The 15,237-nt window shown below is 57.8% G+C and carries 16 protein-coding genes, 1 tRNA gene and 1 pseudogene; 13 read left to right on the top strand and 5 right to left on the bottom strand.

Annotated features, from left to right (window positions below; genetic code table 11):
- A partial coding sequence (locus HYPGJ_RS17580) for an NAD(P)H-binding protein (protein ID WP_046848232.1) occupies positions 1-426 on the bottom strand: 426 nt, incomplete at its 3' end.
- A gap of 167 nt (positions 427-593) precedes the next feature.
- On the opposite strand from HYPGJ_RS17580, the gene HYPGJ_RS17575 reads away from it, so the two are divergent.
- The 3 genes from HYPGJ_RS17575 (at position 594) to HYPGJ_RS17565 (ending at position 2,810) form a co-directional block, all read left to right on the top strand.
- Positions 594-679 (top strand) — tRNA-Leu (locus HYPGJ_RS17575).
- Positions 680-1,360: 681 nt separating this feature from the next.
- The gene (locus HYPGJ_RS17570; RefSeq protein ID WP_052750950.1) at positions 1,361-2,020 is read left to right on the top strand and encodes a peroxiredoxin-like family protein; all 660 of its coding nucleotides are present in this window, start codon (positions 1,361-1,363) and stop codon (positions 2,018-2,020) included.
- A 79-nt stretch (positions 2,021-2,099) separates the two neighbouring features.
- Entirely contained in the window at positions 2,100-2,810 is a 711-nt protein-coding gene (locus HYPGJ_RS17565) for a peroxiredoxin-like family protein (RefSeq protein ID WP_046848230.1), read from the top strand.
- Here the strand turns inward: HYPGJ_RS17565 and HYPGJ_RS17560 are convergent.
- Positions 2,791-3,735 carry a LysR family transcriptional regulator gene (locus tag HYPGJ_RS17560; RefSeq protein WP_070104075.1) on the bottom strand — a complete coding sequence of 315 codons (945 nt, stop codon included), beginning with the start codon at positions 3,733-3,735 and terminating at the stop codon, positions 2,791-2,793. The genes HYPGJ_RS17565 and HYPGJ_RS17560 overlap by 20 nt on opposite strands.
- 277 nt (positions 3,736-4,012) lie before the next feature.
- Between HYPGJ_RS17560 and HYPGJ_RS17555 the strand changes: the two genes are divergently transcribed.
- The 3 genes from HYPGJ_RS17555 to HYPGJ_RS17545 all read left to right on the top strand — a co-directional run bounded on the left by HYPGJ_RS17555 (position 4,013) and on the right by HYPGJ_RS17545 (position 6,818).
- On the top strand, positions 4,013-4,837 hold the full coding sequence (locus HYPGJ_RS17555) for a 3-hydroxybutyrate dehydrogenase (protein ID WP_244466238.1): 825 nt from the start codon (positions 4,013-4,015) through the stop codon (positions 4,835-4,837).
- 188 nt (positions 4,838-5,025) lie between these two features.
- On the top strand, positions 5,026-5,511 hold the full coding sequence (locus tag HYPGJ_RS17550; protein WP_052750949.1) for a cupin domain-containing protein: 486 nt from the start codon (positions 5,026-5,028) through the stop codon (positions 5,509-5,511).
- Positions 5,512-5,582: 71 nt separating this feature from the next.
- Complete coding sequence (locus tag HYPGJ_RS17545; protein ID WP_052750948.1) at positions 5,583-6,818, top strand: MFS transporter; 1,236 nt, start codon at positions 5,583-5,585, stop codon at positions 6,816-6,818.
- Here HYPGJ_RS17545 and HYPGJ_RS18500 read toward each other — a convergent pair whose 3' ends face one another.
- Positions 6,819-8,225, bottom strand: coding sequence for a M12 family metallo-peptidase (locus HYPGJ_RS18500; protein WP_159108313.1), 1,407 nt, complete (start codon positions 8,223-8,225; stop codon positions 6,819-6,821). It abuts the gene before it with no gap.
- A 263-nt stretch (positions 8,226-8,488) separates the two neighbouring features.
- Positions 8,489-8,755 (bottom strand): hypothetical protein, encoded by a 267-nt coding sequence (locus HYPGJ_RS17535; protein ID WP_046848229.1) that lies wholly within the window; start codon positions 8,753-8,755, stop codon positions 8,489-8,491.
- A gap of 277 nt (positions 8,756-9,032) precedes the next feature.
- Between HYPGJ_RS17535 and HYPGJ_RS17530 the strand changes: the two genes are divergently transcribed.
- From HYPGJ_RS17530 to arsH, 7 genes and pseudogenes are all read left to right on the top strand, one after another.
- Positions 9,033-9,539 (top strand): DUF302 domain-containing protein, encoded by a 507-nt coding sequence (locus HYPGJ_RS17530; protein WP_244466236.1) that lies wholly within the window; start codon positions 9,033-9,035, stop codon positions 9,537-9,539.
- Between the two features lie 46 nt (positions 9,540-9,585).
- Entirely contained in the window at positions 9,586-10,794 is a 1,209-nt protein-coding gene (locus tag HYPGJ_RS17525; protein WP_070104074.1) for a patatin-like phospholipase family protein, read from the top strand.
- Positions 10,795-11,092: 298 nt separating this feature from the next.
- Positions 11,093-11,440, top strand: coding sequence for a metalloregulator ArsR/SmtB family transcription factor (locus HYPGJ_RS17520; protein ID WP_046848228.1), 348 nt, complete (start codon positions 11,093-11,095; stop codon positions 11,438-11,440).
- Positions 11,437-11,547 (top strand): annotated as a pseudogene (locus HYPGJ_RS18905) (arsenate reductase ArsC); the annotation flags it as partial. The gene HYPGJ_RS17520 and the pseudogene HYPGJ_RS18905, both read left to right, overlap by 4 nt.
- Positions 11,548-11,570: 23 nt before the next feature.
- Positions 11,571-12,635, top strand: coding sequence for an ACR3 family arsenite efflux transporter (arsB, locus tag HYPGJ_RS17515; RefSeq protein ID WP_046848227.1), 1,065 nt, complete (start codon positions 11,571-11,573; stop codon positions 12,633-12,635).
- Between the two features lie 3 nt (positions 12,636-12,638).
- The gene (gene arsC / locus HYPGJ_RS17510; RefSeq protein ID WP_046848226.1) at positions 12,639-13,055 is read left to right on the top strand and encodes an arsenate reductase (glutaredoxin); all 417 of its coding nucleotides are present in this window, start codon (positions 12,639-12,641) and stop codon (positions 13,053-13,055) included.
- Entirely contained in the window at positions 13,052-13,786 is a 735-nt protein-coding gene (gene arsH / locus HYPGJ_RS17505) for an arsenical resistance protein ArsH (RefSeq protein WP_046848225.1), read from the top strand. Before arsC ends, arsH begins: the two co-directional genes overlap by 4 nt.
- Positions 13,787-13,807: 21 nt before the next feature.
- Here the strand turns inward: arsH and HYPGJ_RS17500 are convergent, their stop codons facing one another.
- Entirely contained in the window at positions 13,808-15,115 is a 1,308-nt protein-coding gene (locus HYPGJ_RS17500) for an MFS transporter (protein WP_046848530.1), read from the bottom strand.
- Positions 15,116-15,237 lie beyond the last annotated feature (122 nt).

The following is a 15,237-nucleotide window of genomic DNA, read 5'->3' as shown; positions in this document are numbered from 1 at the left end:
CACGGCCGCTTCGCCCTCGGCCTTGCTCACCGCGTATTTCGAATTCGAGTTCTTGTTCGCGCCTATCGCCGAGATATGGCGGAGCCGCTGAACGCCCGCTTCCCGCGCCGCCTTGGCGATGCGGCGGGCGCCTTCGACGTGAACGTCCTGGAACGTCTGGGCTCCTGTCGGCGCCAGGATGCCGACGGAATTGACGACGGTTTCGGCGCCTTCGACGGCGCGCACGACAGAATCCGCAAACCTAAGATTGGCCTGCACGCCGAAAACCTGTCCCACGACGCCCATGGGTTGCAGATAGCCCGCGAGATCTGGCCTGCGGACGGCGGCGCGGACGCGATAGTCGCGGTGCGCCAGGCTCCAGACGATCTGACGTCCGACGAACCCGGATCCTCCGAAGACCGTCGCAAGTTTGCCGGTTGCCGCCATGTCTCACCTCGATTTCGCCGCAGAGCGCGTCTCTGGACGGTCTACCGGGCCGAAGCGGCGCTGTGAAGCCGACGGATCAACTTCCGGCTGAGAATTTGCGTCGCGCTGCGGAGCGACCGCCCGGCGCAATTGACTTCCGCGTTCACACAATTTACGTGACACCCCAGGCCCAGATGGCGGAATTGGTAGACGCACTGCTTTCAGGTAGCAGCGCTCACAAGGCGTGGAGGTTCGAGTCCTCTTCTGGGCACCACCATAATTTAGCCATCATCGCTAGGTCCGTCGTTTTATTGACGGCCTAGTTCAAGCTTCGCTTCGACGAAGCGCTCTTTCCAACCGTTTGTGTCCGGGAAGTTCGTCACATTTTGTTCGAACCTATCCCCGTCCGCATTCGGTTTTCAGCGAAATTTTTTTAGTCCTTTTTGTGCCTCGTCCACCTCCTTCATTTCTATGCTGGATCTAGCAGCGCTTATTCTCTGACCGCGCGAAGGTTGCCTGTTCAGCGATAGATCAGCACGGCCTTGGTTCGCCGCAGTGAGTGCGTGGCGAACTTGACGGGATCGAGCCCAACACCCGCCCCCACTCCAGTAAAAGCCGGCATACTGGCGAGTGGTTAGTCGGCAGTTTGCGTTGCCTCGGCCGGCGAACAGAAACTCTTCCGACTTCCTGTCCGGATACGGCTGATCCGACGGCTGTTTCGGCGGCTATCTTTATCCGGTTGGTTAGCGACCGACGCTTTTAGCCTGTGGATGGAAATAGCCGCTCCCTATGGAAACAGCGCTCAGGGAGCATTGGCGCGTGACACGTCGCTGGCGCAGTATAGATCCGGGAGGCGGTCGAGCGGAGCCGGACTTCCCCGGTCAAAAAGGAATAGAGGAATTAGCCTTTGACGCGCATAGAGACCCTTGCAGAAGCTTTCGCGGACGTCTGCGCGATGGATGCGCCTCTGAATACCAGGCTGGCCGCGTATGCAAGCAAGCTTCGCGAACTGAACTTCCCTTTCGCTGACGCCTATGACGACCTCGTCGCGAGACTATATTCTGGTGAGGTCGGCAGCGCAGCGCCCGCTCTCGGGGATGAAATGCCCCCATTCCTTCTGCCCGACAGATCGGGAGCGCTCGTCAGTCTGGAAGAACTGACGTCCAAAGGTCCCATCGTTTTGAGTTTCAACCGGGGTCATTGGTGTCCCTTCTGCCGGATCACGCTCAAGACGATTGCAGAGCACCATGACGAGATCGCGCAAGCCGGCGCCGAGGTTGTGTCAATCATCCCCGACCGGCAGCAATTCACGGACGATCTGCGACGTGCAACGCAGGATACGATCCGCATCCTGACTGACATCGATAGTGGCTACGCACTATCGCTCGGGCTTGTGGCCTGGGTAGGCGAGAACCTTAAGACCCTGATGAAGGGGCGCGGCTATCACCTTGACGCGTTTCACGGCAACGACGGATGGTTCCTGCCTGTGCCGGCGACGTTTGTGATTGCCAACGATACGCGAATTCTGGCTCGCTTCGTCGACCCCGACTTTCGTAGGCGCATGGAAATTGACGAGATCCTGGCGGCAATCAAGAGTTCGTCTTCCCGCCGTTGAGACTCCGATCAATCCGAACTACATTCGCGGAGCGGACAAGGATTGGACCTTAATCCTCCTCGAGCCCGGAGCCTCCAGAATGGCCGAGAAGACGCTTTCGGAAGCCCTACAGGATTGCACGGTCCGTTGCCAGAATATGCAAGCCCCGTTGACGGCAAGGCTCGAAGCCTTCGCCAATGACGTCCGTAAGCTTAGCCCGGATTTCGCAGACGTCGTCGATCGAATGATCGAACATTTAAAGGCGACGGGAGTTGGCGAAAACGCTCCGAAGCCGGGTGAGCCGCTGCCGAGCTTCATGATGCCGGATCAAAAAGGCCGGCTTCAAACCCTCGATGACTTGATTGCAAATGGCCCCTTGGTCATCGCCTTTCATCGCGGGCACTGGTGTCCATATTGCCGGATCAATGCGCAGGCCCTCGCAGCGATCTACAGCGAGGTGAAGTCACTCGGCTCAGAGCTCGTTGCGATCACCCCGGAAAGCGAGCATTTCAACGCTGAATTGACCGCAGGAGGAAGAGATACCTTCCCTATTCTCTCGGATATGGACAACGGGTACGCGTTGACGCTCAACCTAGCGTTCCTAGTAAGTGACGAAAAGCGGCGCGCTATGACGGCTGCGGGATGGGACTTCTCGACCTTTCAGGGTAACACTCATTGGACGCTTCCGATCCCCGCCACGTTTATCGTGGGACAGGATGGACTGGTGAAGGCGCGGTTCATCGATCCTGATTACCGCAAGCGGATGGATACGGCTGAGATCCTCACCACGCTTAAGCGACTTGCGAACTGACGGAGACATCAGAACCTTTATCGACGCCGACAAGTTGCTCCTCCACAACGCGCCAGTCGGCGGCACGAAGCATCTTTATCAATGTACTCGCAGCCATCGACCGTTGTCTTCCGGCGACGGCATAGGCGTAAACGGTTCTGTCGATTTCCAATCCATCTATCCGCAGCTGTCGGGAATTTGCACTGAGTACGGAGCTTCTCGGCGCTATGCCGATTCCGAAATTGCTCTCTAGCAGTGCCGCCAGATCCGGTTCCGTCGCGACGTCATGCTTCGCCTTTGGCTGGCCACCATGAGCATCGAGGAAACCGAGTATATCCTTGGAATTTTCGCAGTTTGTTCGGCAGAGAAATCGCTCCTTAGACAGCTCCGAAGGCGCTATTGGATCGCCTAGCGATGCGAGACGATGCTTGTTTCCGACCACAAGCCTGTACGGCTCCTTAAACAGTTCCCACGAATCTAGACGGTCCCAAGCTCCTTCGAGTGGACCACCAACCCCGACTTCAGCGTCACCCTTTTTGAGGAGATCGGCGATCTCATTGTTGGTCCCGCGGAAAAAACGCAGTTCAAGTCCGGGTAATACGCGCATCAACTCCGATAGAAATGGGATCAGGAGCATGATGTTCACCGTCACCGAAAGCGCGATAGTCAGCGGCGCGACTGCACCGCTCTTGATGGAGTGCGCCAGCGATTTTGCGTTAATGGCACTGTCGTAGCACTGCTGCAGCATCGGCAGCATACGCTGGCCGAGCTCCGTCAGGTGCGAGAGGCTTCGCTCGCGGCGGAACAGCTCGCCTCCCAGTTCATCTTCAAGTTGTTTGATTGCGCGCGTCAGCGATGGCTGCGCCACGTTACAGCTTTCGGCCGCACGAGTGAAATTCAGCTCCCGCGCAACGGCAAGGAAGTATCGAACTTGATGCATTTCCATCTGATTGGCCCGAACATCAAATCCGGATGATACGACCGCAGGAGAATTCGCCCGATAGCCAAAAGGTATTGAAACTTAGCTCAAACGATATTTCTGATCCAGCGCTCTCGCGGATAGTTTTCACGCGAATGAAGTCGCGAATAGGAATTAGCCAATCTCTTCGGCTGATGCCAACGCGAAATCTGCAGACGCCACGCCTCCTCGTCTGCCCAAGGATCCGGCAGGCCCTCCCCCCTTGCTTGCCGGATCCTCCTTAGCTCGCTTTCGGAGTGTCACGATGAACGTAAATGTCATGACAGGTTTGACCAGCCTTGGCCACGAACTCAAGGGAAAATCCGCTATCGTCACGGGTTCGACCAGCGGGATTGGACTCGGCATCGCCCGCGCACTTGCAGCGCGCGGCGTGAACATCATGTTCAACGGGTTCGGCTCGCCTTCCGGTATTGACGATGTTCGGACAGAACTCGAGAAAGTCAGTCGCATCGCCACCGCCTTCTCGGGCGCCGATATGTCGAGCGAGCAGGCAATCGCTCAAATGATCGAGGATGCCCGAACAGCGTTCGGTCAGATCGATATTCTGGTCAACAATGCGGGAATTCAACACGTGGAAGCGATTGAAACCTTTCCCGTTTTCAAATGGAATTCGATCATTTCTATCGACCTTTCGGCAGCATTTCACACTATTCGCGCTGTCGTGCCGGAGATGAAGAAGAGGCGTTGGGGCCGCATCGTGAATGTTGCGTCAGCTCATGCTCTCGTCGCTTCCCCGTTCAAGTGCGCTTACGTCGCCGCGAAGCACGGCCTGCTAGGACTTACGAAAACAGCGGCACTCGAACTCGCGGAGCACGGGATCACTGCAAATGCTATCTGTCCGGGTTACGTTCTGACCCCTCTGGTCGAGAAGCAGATTCCGGAAACCGCTCGCGCGCGCGGGCTTACAGAAGAACAGGTCGTTCGCGACGTCCTGCTGCATGCGCAGCCGACGAAAACTTTCGTCACGACGGAAGAGATCGGAGAAGTGACCGCCTTTCTTTGCAGCAATGGCGCCAAATCCATCACCGGCACGGCCATTCCGGTTGAAGGTGGCTGGACCGCCCAATAGCAGCGGGCAAACCGAGACGATCTCAGCGAGCCTCAAGCGGCTCGCTTTTTTATTGCCGCGCGATGCAATAGCTTTGCGCTATCGAACAGCAAACAAATCGATATTTAAAATCAAAGCCGGCCCTCGCCATTGTGTCTTCGGAACGCGCTGCGGCGCTTCACGAGTAAATCCTAATTCGGAGACACAACATGACACCCTCCCTCAGCAAATCGTGGATTGCGTTAACGCTCGCTGGTGCATTGACGGGCGCATTCTTGGTCGTTGCCAATGCGGCGAGCGCGGGCGAATGCCCGGCAAATAAAGTCGTCACATCCAATGGGCAAAAGCCCGGCGCCACAGCGCATAAAGCGGTGACAGAGAAGCTGCTCGGCGAACTCGATCTCACAAACGAAAAAGTGGCCGTCGCAGGCCATCACTTCCGCATGCGGCGACTTGAGGTCGCTCCGGGCGGCGAAGTGGCTTGGCACAGCCACGACGACCGGCCGGCGCTCATCTATGTCGTCTCGGGAAAGATCACCGAGTATGCCAGCACCTGCTCCGTCCCCATCGATCACGAAGCCGGTGATCTCTCGGTCGAGAGCCATCTCTCTCATTGGTGGAAGAACAATTCCGACAAGCCGACGGTCTTGATCTCGGCGGACATCGCCGCCGATCCCAAGGATCACAACATGTAACCCTGAGATGTGGCTGATCACTGCCGGCCGGATGGCGCGGCAGTGATCGGTGCTTCGGAGGCTAGAAGGCCATGCTCTCATCCGCACGAACCAACGAATTCGACGTGCCAGAAAAATCAGATGGCACGACGGTATCCTCGTTCAAATTGCTCATTATCGCCGTCACGGCGTTCCTGACGGTCGTTGATCTTTTCGCGACACAAGCGCTGCTTCCCGCCCTCGCTGCGCATTACCGCGTCAGCGCCGCAGCGATGGGACTGGCGGTAAATGCGTGTACGCTCGGAATGGCGATCGGTGGCTTTTCGATCGCCTTGTTGAGTGATCGCATCGAACGCCGCACCGGAATTCTGGCAAGCCTGATCGCGCTATCCGTCCCGACATTCATGCTTGCGTTCGCTCCGACCATAGGTGTGTTCGCGGGACTGCGCATTTTGCAGGGCCTGTGCATGGCTTCCGCATTTGGGCTGACGCTCGCCTATCTTGGCGAACACTTTACGGCCGAGCAATCGGCCGGAGCGTTTGCGGCCTATATCACCGGCAACGTTGCGAGCAACCTGATCGGGCGGCTTGTTGCAAGCGCTGTCACCGATCATGCCGGGCTCGCCGCCAACTTCATCTTCTTTGCAGGATTGAATTTGCTGGGAGCCGTACTCGTCTATGGAACCATACGGCAAACGCCCGTGAGCGAGACAGCCTGCAACTCAGATGCCGCCTGTTCGCAGAAATGGTGGGCTCACGTGCAGGCGACAGAGATGCGCGCCGGCTTCGCGATCGGCTTTTGCATCCTGTTCGCGTTCATCGGAACGTTCACCTACGTCAATTTCGTACTCGTCGCTCCGCCTTTGGGCGTCGGTATGATGACACTCGGCTTCATTTACTTCGTCTTCCTGCCGTCGATTGTGACCACGCCGCTCGCTGGAGCCATCGCGAAAACGGCAGGCCACAAGATTTCACTATGGGCTGCGTTGGCGATCGCTGCGGTCGGCTTGCCGCTCCTGATCGTTCCTCGGCTTCCGGTCATACTTATTGGAATGGTTTTGGTCGCAGTTGGGACGTTTCTCGCACAGGCTCTCGCAACGGGTTTCGTAAGCCGTGCGGCGAAACACAATCGCGCCTCCGCGAGCGGCATTTATCTCGCAAGCTATTTCGCGGGCGGCCTGATCGGCACCGCCGTCCTTGGCCAGATCTTCGATAACTTCGGATGGGGTGCGTGTGTAGCAGGTATCGGGGTATCACTCGCTGCCGCGGCCTGGTTGACCCGACATTTGAATTTCCCTCCGGATCATCACGGCTCGCATCCCCAATAGCTATCTAAAACCAGCAACGCGTGCTGCATTCTCAACGATGACGCGGGCATTATCGCTTTCAGCGTCTCCTGCCGAAACACCTCGGATCAGGATATTCGGACTCGACCAGACGGGCACGCGCGGGCAACCGTCACAGCTGTCCTTATAAGCCATCATCGTGCGCCAGCTCTTGCCGGAGACATACCCGTGTCCGTATGAAAATGGCTTCTTGCTGTCGTCGAGGGCTTCGTCATGGCGCGCACCGATGATGTGACCGATTTCGTGAGCCAGCGAGTACATGTTTTCTGCACATTCATGGTGCACGACCGCAAATGCCCGCTCGGCGGCCACATGAACACCGGCCGATAATCCGCAACCATTCGCATCATCTACAATGAGAATGCCGACATCGGCCCTATACTTGTCACGCAATCCGTGAACTTCATCCATGTAACCGTCGTTCTTGCCGGCGAAGCGAAAAACGTGTTCGAAATGCGAGCCAGTCTCGATGTAATCCGTTTCGTAGGCGTAAGCCAGTTCCAGTTCGACGTTGGTGATTCCGCTCATGCGAAAGGATTCGTTCGCGTCCTCGATCGCCAGCGGAATCAAATCAGTTTTTATGTCATCGTAGTGAGAGGCGGCAGCTTTCGTGTAAGCGACGATCAAACGGATGACTGCCTTTGAAGCCGATACTTGCGGCAATGCTTGTTTCCGCGTGATGTCCAGCGGTCCCGGTGCGATGGCGGCATCAGCCGCAGGCGATGCATCGTGGACGTCCTTTGTGGTTGCGCGCTCAGGATTCCTGGAATTGTAACGAACTACATTCCCATGCCCTGCGAGATCGCTCGGATCGCCCTTCGTGACGAGCGGATCCTGCTTAAGATGCATCTTCTCCATCATGCCCCGCGGCATCGCGGCGTGCTCTTGAGGCATTTGTGCAGGATTCATCTCGACGACGGCTTCCGTGCCTCCACCGAGTTCGTGTACGGAATAGACATGCCCGCGATACGTAATTGATCCTGCCATGCGTCCGGACGCCCACCAAAGCAACGTGACTGGCTCCCCGGTTTCGGACACGACGCCATGCCAGGCATAGCCAGCTTCGATTTTGTGCAGGCTCATTCGTCTCGCAGTGACCGATATTCCCGCGGCGATCGGAATGACGAGTTCGCTCTTCGTCAACATGTTCTCTGCGAGCCCAGCCGGAGGACGTGCCATGACGATCGCGCCGGTAACGGCCTTCGAGGCCATGGCCGCGTGCAGCAGGGCGCTTTGCGACGCGGTCATCGCACCGGAGTTTTGCATAGGCACAAGAGCGTGATTCCAATTGGAATCGAGCTTGCTGATCTTTGTTCCGGCATCTCGCGCGAGAGATAGGATCGCGTCCCATTTCTCGCCGGGAATCGTCCAGACTTCCGACCTGCTCATTTCCTGAACTTCTCGCTTCGGGCGGCCTGCGGCCTCGTATATCCGAGAATAGGCGGCAGTTTCTCTCAGCGGCAGGTTCGATAGAATGACATCGATAGATTCCGAACTTGCCGCTCTGGCAAACATTGCGGCTGCGCTCGCGCCTGCAACCACGAATAACGCTATGTGCCGTACGCGACGCGCTGGAATCATTGCAACCTCCAAAAAAAACAAGCCCCGCAGTTGGGTCTGCGAGGCTTCTCGGCACGAATTGCGTCAGCGTTTCACTTGCCGTACTTCGCCTGCATTTCGGCCTCAATCTGATCCCACACGCCGTGGGGCGAGAATCCGTCACCAGCTTTGCAAGAGTCGTAGGCGTCGAGCGACTTGCGAACGACGTCGGCGAGTTCGTACCCGGACATCTTGTTGATGAGAACCGACATCTTGCCCATATGTGTCTTGAATCCGCCGTCGCAGTCTTCGGCTGCGTAGGTCGGAGATGCGATAGCGGCAAAGATTGCAACGAGCGCTGCTGCTGAAAGGAGTTTCATAGGGTCTCTCCTGGTTGATTAAGATCGCCCCTTTTGGAGCGGGGCTGGCCAGAACCTATGGGCTTCGAACACGCGACTGAAATGCCGTTTGACACTGGATTTGATAGCTCGGCGCTATCCCAAAACCTCAGCAGGTATGTAGCCAACCTCGGAACCGGAGGAAGCGATAGGCGGCAACTATCGACTCCGAAGCCAATCGATATTTTCGCTATGTGAGCGTCTTAGCCATCCTGCCTCGATCAACCGATTGCTTTGAGTTGATGAACGAGAAAGCGAGATGGCCATGCTCGGAAGATCTTCAGTTTACAGTGCATTCGCATTAGCTTTGTCGATAGTCTTCACCCTTCCTCAAGCTGGTTATTCGACCCAGCTCGCTGCCGCATCAACGCAAGACGGTATCGTCAAGGTGAAGAGCGTATACGGCTTCGGCGAGACGATCTCTCGCCTCAAAGCTGATATCGCGCACAAAGGTATCAAGCTCTTCTCTGAGATTGATCAAACAGAGCTCGGGGCAGGTTCAGGCATCAAGCTCCGGCCATCGACCCTGCTGATTTTCGGCAATCCTCCACTGGGCATCCAATTCCTCACCTCGAATCCGGATTCCGGCCTCGACTGGCCCGTTCGCCTCCTCGTTCGGCAGGACGAGACTGGACAAGTCTGGGCGGTTTACACCGATTTCGGGTGGATCGCCCGTCGCCACGGCATTCAAGACCGAGATGCGCAATTCAAGATGGCATCAAGTGTGATCGCTTCGATCACCTCCAGCGTCGCAACTAAGCAGTAGATGAGCGCCTGCCATGACTGCACTTTCCAAGATAAAGGCAACCCCCATGCCTCGACGAAATCGCGATAATCGCACGGCCGGCTATGGCCAGATCGTATTGGTGCTCCAAGGCGGCGGCGCACTCGGCGCATATCAGTCGGGTGTCTATCACGCGCTGCACGAAGCCGGCGTCGAACCGGATTGGGTCATCGGAACATCGATTGGAGCCATCAACGCCGCGCTCATCGTGGGCAACGAACCTGGCGACAGGCTTGCTGCGCTCAACGAGTTTTGGGAGCGAATGTCCCAACGCTCGATTTGGGATTCGATGATGCTGTGGCCCCAAGCCACGACATCGTTGTCCTATTGGCAAGCTTTGACCAGCGGGATCTCGGGATTCTTCAAGCCCAACCACTTTGCCTTTTTCAATCCGCATTACCCACTCGGCGCAGAACGAGCAGGCTATTATTCCACTTCCGAGCTGGAGGCGACGCTCAATGATCTCGTCGATTTCTCGCTCATAAGACGTAGCAAGCCGCGCTTGACGGTGGGGGCTGCACAGGTTCGGACGAGCCAGATGCACTACTTTGACAGTCTTGAGACGGAAATCACGGCAAAGCACATCATGGCGTCCGGCGCATTGCCGCCGGCGTTTCCCGCCGTGCGCATTGACGGTGAACTTTATTGGGACGGCGGCATTCTCTCGAACACGCCTGCCGAGGCGATTTTCGACGATCATCCGCGCAAAAATTCGCTCGTCTTTGCCGTGCACATGTGGAACCCGACCGGGCCGGAACCTACAACGATCTGGGAGGTGCTTCACCGCCAGAAGAACATCCAGTATTCGAGCCGGGTCGCAACGCACATCATGCGTCAGGCGCAAATTCATCGTCTCAGGCATGTCATCAAGGAACTTGCGATGCGCATTCCCGAGGAGCTTCGCTCGCGCGAGGATATCCGCGATCTCGCAAGCTACGGATGTCTCACCCGTATGCATTTCGTGCGTCTCCTGTGGCCAGGACACGAAACCGAAGACCACACCAAGGACGTCGACTTCACCTCATCCGGAATCAAGAAGCGGTGGCAGGCTGGCTACGACCAAACGATGCGCGTTATCGAACAGGCGCCCTGGCAGCGAGAGATTGATCCGATCGAGGGCGTCTTCCTGCACGAGTCAGGCGATTCCAAACCGCTCGCAAGCATGAGCGCGATCGACAATGGCACCTGCGCGAAAAGTACCGCAGACTCTATGGAATGTGGAAAAAGCGAGAGTTGAATCTATTTCGAACATGGCTATGCGAAACTCGCTCGAGGATGGAAAAATTTTGCCGCCATTCTTCATGCATCGGAATGCCCTTAGCGATTTCCTCGCCCTTGAGACGATCGCGGTCGAGATAGTCGGTGCCGTAATGATCCTGCTCGGAGCCTTGAGATTGTGCCCGCTTAGGGAGCTGCGCCTCCGCTAAAGCCCAATCGCGAAATTCAACGATCCAACACTGCATCTTTCCGCAGTCGCACAATTCGTAAGCGCTGCTGCATATTGCATATTTCAATAATCCTTGTAATATGCATATATGAACAGCAAAGACGCCGTCATCCGGCTTGCCGCGCTGGCGCATGAGCAGCGCCTCGCGATCTTCCGCCTTCTGGTAAAGGAAGGGCCTTCCGGGCTGCCCGCCGGCGAGATCGCCGATGCCGTCGGCGCAACGCCCACGGGTGCATCCTTTCATTTGAAGGAGTTGGATCGCGCGGGCCTAATCCATGCCACGCGGGTTGGCCGTTACATCCGCTACGCGGTGCATTTCGACAAGATGCGCCAGCTGTTGACTTTCCTCACCGAGGATTGCTGCCAGGGGCAGCCGGATCTCTGCGGTTCAGCAATAAAAAAAGCGCGCAAGATGTGTAAGGGAGAAACGAAGTGAGCCGAGAGCGTCCGTACAACGTCCTCTTTCTCTGCACCGGTAACTCCGCCCGCTCCATCATGGGCGAGGCCATCATCAACCGCGTCGGCGGCGGCAAGGCCAAGGCTCCAGTGCCGGAGAAAGCCTAAAGATGTCGACCTTTGAACGCTACCTGACGGCGTGGGTCGGTTTCTGCATCGTCGCTGGAATTGCGCTTGGTCACTTCTTTCCAGCGGTGTTCCAGTTCATCGGCGCGGCGGAAATCGCCAAGGTCAACTTGCCGGTGGCGGTGCTGATCTGGTTGATGATCATCCCGATGCTGCTGAAGATCGACTTCTCGGCGCTGTCTAAGGTCAAGGAGCATTGGCGCGGCATCGGCGTCACCTTATTCATCAACTGGGCCGTGAAGCCGTTCTCAATGGCGCTGCTCGGCTGGATCTTCATTGGCGGGTTGTTCAGGCCTTACCTGCCCGCCGACCAGATCAATAGCTACATCGCAGGGCTCATCCTTCTCGCGGCGGCGCCTTGCACCGCCATGGTGTTTGTCTGGAGTAATCTTTCGCGGGGTGAACCGCACTTCACGTTGAGCCAAGTGGCGCTCAACGACATCATCATGGTGTTCGCCTTTGCGCCGATCGTTGGCTTTTCGCTTGGCCTGTCGGCGATCACCGTGCCGTGGGGGACTCTGGTTCTGTCTGTCGCGCTCTACATCGTGGTGCCGGTCATCCTGGCGCAAGTCGTCCGTCGCCGCGTGTTGTCAGTGGGCGGACAACAGGCACTCGACGGACTGCTCGGGCATCTGCAGCCGCTTTCGCTGCTGGCATTGCTCGCGACGCTGACCTTACTTTTCGGCTTTCAGGGCCAGCAGATTTTAGCGCAGCCGCTCATCATCGCGATGCTGGCGGTGCCCATCCTGATTCAGGTCTACTTCAATTCGGGTCTGGCCTACCTGCTCAACCGCGCCGCTGGCGAAGCGCATTGTGTTGCAGGGCCTTCCGCGCTCATCGGCGCCAGCAATTTTTTCGAGCTTGCGGTCGCGGCGGCGATCAGCCTGTTCGGGTTTCACTCAGGCGCTGCGCTGGCGACCGTTGTTGGCGTGCTGATCGAAGTCCCCGTGATGCTGTCGGTGGTGAAAATCGTCAACGCGTCGCGCGGCTGGTACGAGTCTGGTCAGGCGGTCCGCAAACGTGGCCTGGCCGCGCCGGTCGGAGAGTAAGAAATGACCATCACGATCTACCACAATCCTGCCTGTGGCACCTCGCGAAACACGCTGGCGATGATCCGACAAAGCGGCGAGGAACCCGAGATCATCGAGTACCTGAAGACGCCACTCTTGCACGACGCATTGGTTGATCTGATGACGCGTATGGGCATCGGCCCGCGCGAACTTCTCCGCCAGAAAGGCACGCCCTACGCGGAGCTGGATCTCGGAAACCCAAAATGGACCGACGACCAACTAATTGATTTCATGGTTGAGCATCCCATTCTCATCAATCGTCCCATCGTCGTTACGCCGCTCGGCGCGAAGCTGTGCCGGCCATCGGAGGCGGTACTCGATATCCTGCCGAACGCTGAAGTCGGCATGTTCACCAAGGAAGACGGCGAAGTGGTGCCCGCCAGAAAGCGAGCGCCATGAGCGAGAACAGCACGGCCGACCTTCGCAACGTCGCGCATGAGCACCTGCGCATTCCCGCTGGTGACAAGCTGGCGGCAAACACGGCCCACCGACCGCGCATCCTTCTGCTTTACGGCTCACTGCGCGCGCAGTCGTATAGCCGCCTCCTCACCCTGGAAGCGGCGCGGCTCCTTGAGCACTTCGGAGCTGAGACGAAGATCTACGACCCGCACGGTCTGCCTCTGCCGGACGACGCTGCGGAGACGCATCCCAAGGTGCAGGAACTGCGCAATCTTGCCGCCTGGTCAGAAGGCCAGGTGTGGTGCTCGCCGGAACGCCACGGCGCCATGAGCGGCGTAATGAAGTCCCAGATCGATTGGATACCGTTGTCCACCGGCGCCGTCCGGCCGACCCAGGGCAAGACATTAGCGGTGATGCAGGTCAGCGGCGGCTCGCAGTCCTTCAACGCGGTAAACCAAATGCGCGTGCTCGGCCGTTGGATGCGGATGATCACGATCCCCAACCAATCGTCGGTAGCGAAGGCTTTCAACGAATTCGACGAGGATGGCCGCATGAAGCCGTCCTCGTATTACGATCGCGTCGTTGATGTGATGGAAGAGCTGGTGAAGTTCACCCTGCTCACGCGCGACCGCGCCGCTTACCTCGTGGACCGTTATAGCGAACGCAAAGAAAGTGCTGAGGAGCTTTCGCGACGGGTGAACCTGTCGTCGGCGACGGGCGACGCGAAGTAGCGACGACGGCGCTGACGTCGATCATCCGGTGGTACTCTCGGTTCCCGTATTTGCTGAGGACGTGTCGGCACACGTTTCCGATCCGGCGTTTCCCGCGCATGCCGGTTTCAAGAATGACGCGAACGCGAGCCAAAGGCCGATCGACAGAAGCGCGAAGCCGCCGAGAACGTAGAACATCGCTTCGTAGCCGAAGACTTGAGCGATCCAGCCTCCGATCGCCGGGCTCAATGCTGCGCCGATCCCCTGGGCCGTCATCACTGCGCCCTGGCCAACGTTGATGCGCCCAGTGCCGTTCAAGATTCGTGCGACGAGCCCTGGGACTGCGACGCTCTGCAGTCCTGCGCCGACGCCGTCGAGGATCTGAACCGGATATACGCCCCACGGCACGATGAGATTGCCCGCGATCAGTCCTCGCAGGGGAAGCGCAAGGAATGAGATCAACAGGACCAGCCAATAACCTTGAGCTTCCGCCATGCGCATGGCGACGATCGAGGCAACGATCATCGTCGCTTGCGCGACAACGATCGTGATGGCGACAAATCCCGGACCGTTGATCGTCCCGTCGGATACGACCGCCATGCCATAGAGCGGCAACATGGCGGCATTGCCGAGATGGAATGCGGCGAGTGCCGCGGCAAGGACCAACAGCGGCTTACATTCGAGCAGAACCTGGAAACCGCTGACCTTGCCGTTCTTGTTGTCGTCGATTGCTCCTCGGGCCGCGTCATGATCGATGTCGCTCGCCGGGATCATGAGAACCGAAATGATTGTCAGCAGTCCGAAAACAGCTGCGAGAATGAAGACGGCGGGATAACCGAATTTCCATCCGAGCAATCCGGACAGACCGGCGCCGACGACGTTGCCGGCATGGTTGAAGGCCTGATTGATGCCGTTCTGGCGAGTGAAACCGGCCTGCTTGACGATGCCCAGCGTCATGGCGTTGACGGACGGCCCAATGACAGCTCCGGCAATTGCTGTCGCGACTTGCGACGTCGCGACGACCCAGAATTCTTGCGACAGCAAAATGATGGCGGACGCCGAGATCGTAAAAATGCCTGGAATGATAACGGCAGCACGCTTATGGCGTGTCGCGTCAATGAACGCGCCGGCGGGGATCGTCATCAGCATTCCCGCGACGCCGCCAATCGTCATGACGGTGCCGATCAGACCACTCTGCCAGCCGTGCGCGAGAAGGAAGACGCCAAGAAACGGGCCTATGCCGGCGAGGAAGTCGGCCATGAAGAAATTGACCGACGCCAAAGGCCACTGATCACGCTTGACCGGTGCACCTGGCTCACTCGTTCCTCTCGCATCCGCGACGACGGACATCGGCAGTCCTAACATTGGTTATGATAGCGGATGACGAACCGGCAAAGGCCCTGAGCAGTTGCTGATCACACGCGCCAACATTGCTTGGCCTGATATTGTTCCTTCGACGATCGTAGGGATTT

The organism is Hyphomicrobium sp. GJ21, from assembly GCF_001006785.1.
In the GTDB taxonomy this organism is placed as follows: domain Bacteria; phylum Pseudomonadota; class Alphaproteobacteria; order Rhizobiales; family Hyphomicrobiaceae; genus Hyphomicrobium_B.
Note: the sequence above shows the minus strand (reverse complement) of the source record. Positions and strands in the feature narration are given on the sequence as shown.

What these genes read in the sequence shown, in the direction of transcription:
- HYPGJ_RS17525 (WP_070104074.1), top strand. Translation starts at nt 9,586, where the DNA reads ATGCCTCGACGAAATCGCGATAATCGCACGGCCGGCTATGGCCAGATC.
- HYPGJ_RS17550 (WP_052750949.1), top strand. Translation starts at nt 5,026, where the DNA reads ATGACACCCTCCCTCAGCAAATCGTGGATTGCGTTAACGCTCGCTGGT.
- arsB (WP_046848227.1), top strand. Translation starts at nt 11,571, where the DNA reads ATGTCGACCTTTGAACGCTACCTGACGGCGTGGGTCGGTTTCTGCATC.
- HYPGJ_RS17560 (WP_070104075.1), bottom strand. Translation starts at nt 3,735, where the DNA reads ATGGAAATGCATCAAGTTCGATACTTCCTTGCCGTTGCGCGGGAGCTG.
- HYPGJ_RS18500 (WP_159108313.1), bottom strand. Translation starts at nt 8,225, where the DNA reads ATGAGCAGGTCGGAAGTCTGGACGATTCCCGGCGAGAAATGGGACGCG.
- HYPGJ_RS17555 (WP_244466238.1), top strand. Translation starts at nt 4,013, where the DNA reads ATGAACGTAAATGTCATGACAGGTTTGACCAGCCTTGGCCACGAACTC.
- HYPGJ_RS17565 (WP_046848230.1), top strand. Translation starts at nt 2,100, where the DNA reads ATGGCCGAGAAGACGCTTTCGGAAGCCCTACAGGATTGCACGGTCCGT.
- HYPGJ_RS17520 (WP_046848228.1), top strand. Translation starts at nt 11,093, where the DNA reads ATGAACAGCAAAGACGCCGTCATCCGGCTTGCCGCGCTGGCGCATGAG.
- arsH (WP_046848225.1), top strand. Translation starts at nt 13,052, where the DNA reads ATGAGCGAGAACAGCACGGCCGACCTTCGCAACGTCGCGCATGAGCAC.
- HYPGJ_RS17530 (WP_244466236.1), top strand. Translation starts at nt 9,033, where the DNA reads ATGGCCATGCTCGGAAGATCTTCAGTTTACAGTGCATTCGCATTAGCT.
- HYPGJ_RS17570 (WP_052750950.1), top strand. Translation starts at nt 1,361, where the DNA reads ATGGATGCGCCTCTGAATACCAGGCTGGCCGCGTATGCAAGCAAGCTT.
- HYPGJ_RS17500 (WP_046848530.1), bottom strand. Translation starts at nt 15,115, where the DNA reads ATGTCCGTCGTCGCGGATGCGAGAGGAACGAGTGAGCCAGGTGCACCG.
- arsC (WP_046848226.1), top strand. Translation starts at nt 12,639, where the DNA reads ATGACCATCACGATCTACCACAATCCTGCCTGTGGCACCTCGCGAAAC.
- HYPGJ_RS17535 (WP_046848229.1), bottom strand. Translation starts at nt 8,755, where the DNA reads ATGAAACTCCTTTCAGCAGCAGCGCTCGTTGCAATCTTTGCCGCTATC.
- HYPGJ_RS17545 (WP_052750948.1), top strand. Translation starts at nt 5,583, where the DNA reads ATGCTCTCATCCGCACGAACCAACGAATTCGACGTGCCAGAAAAATCA.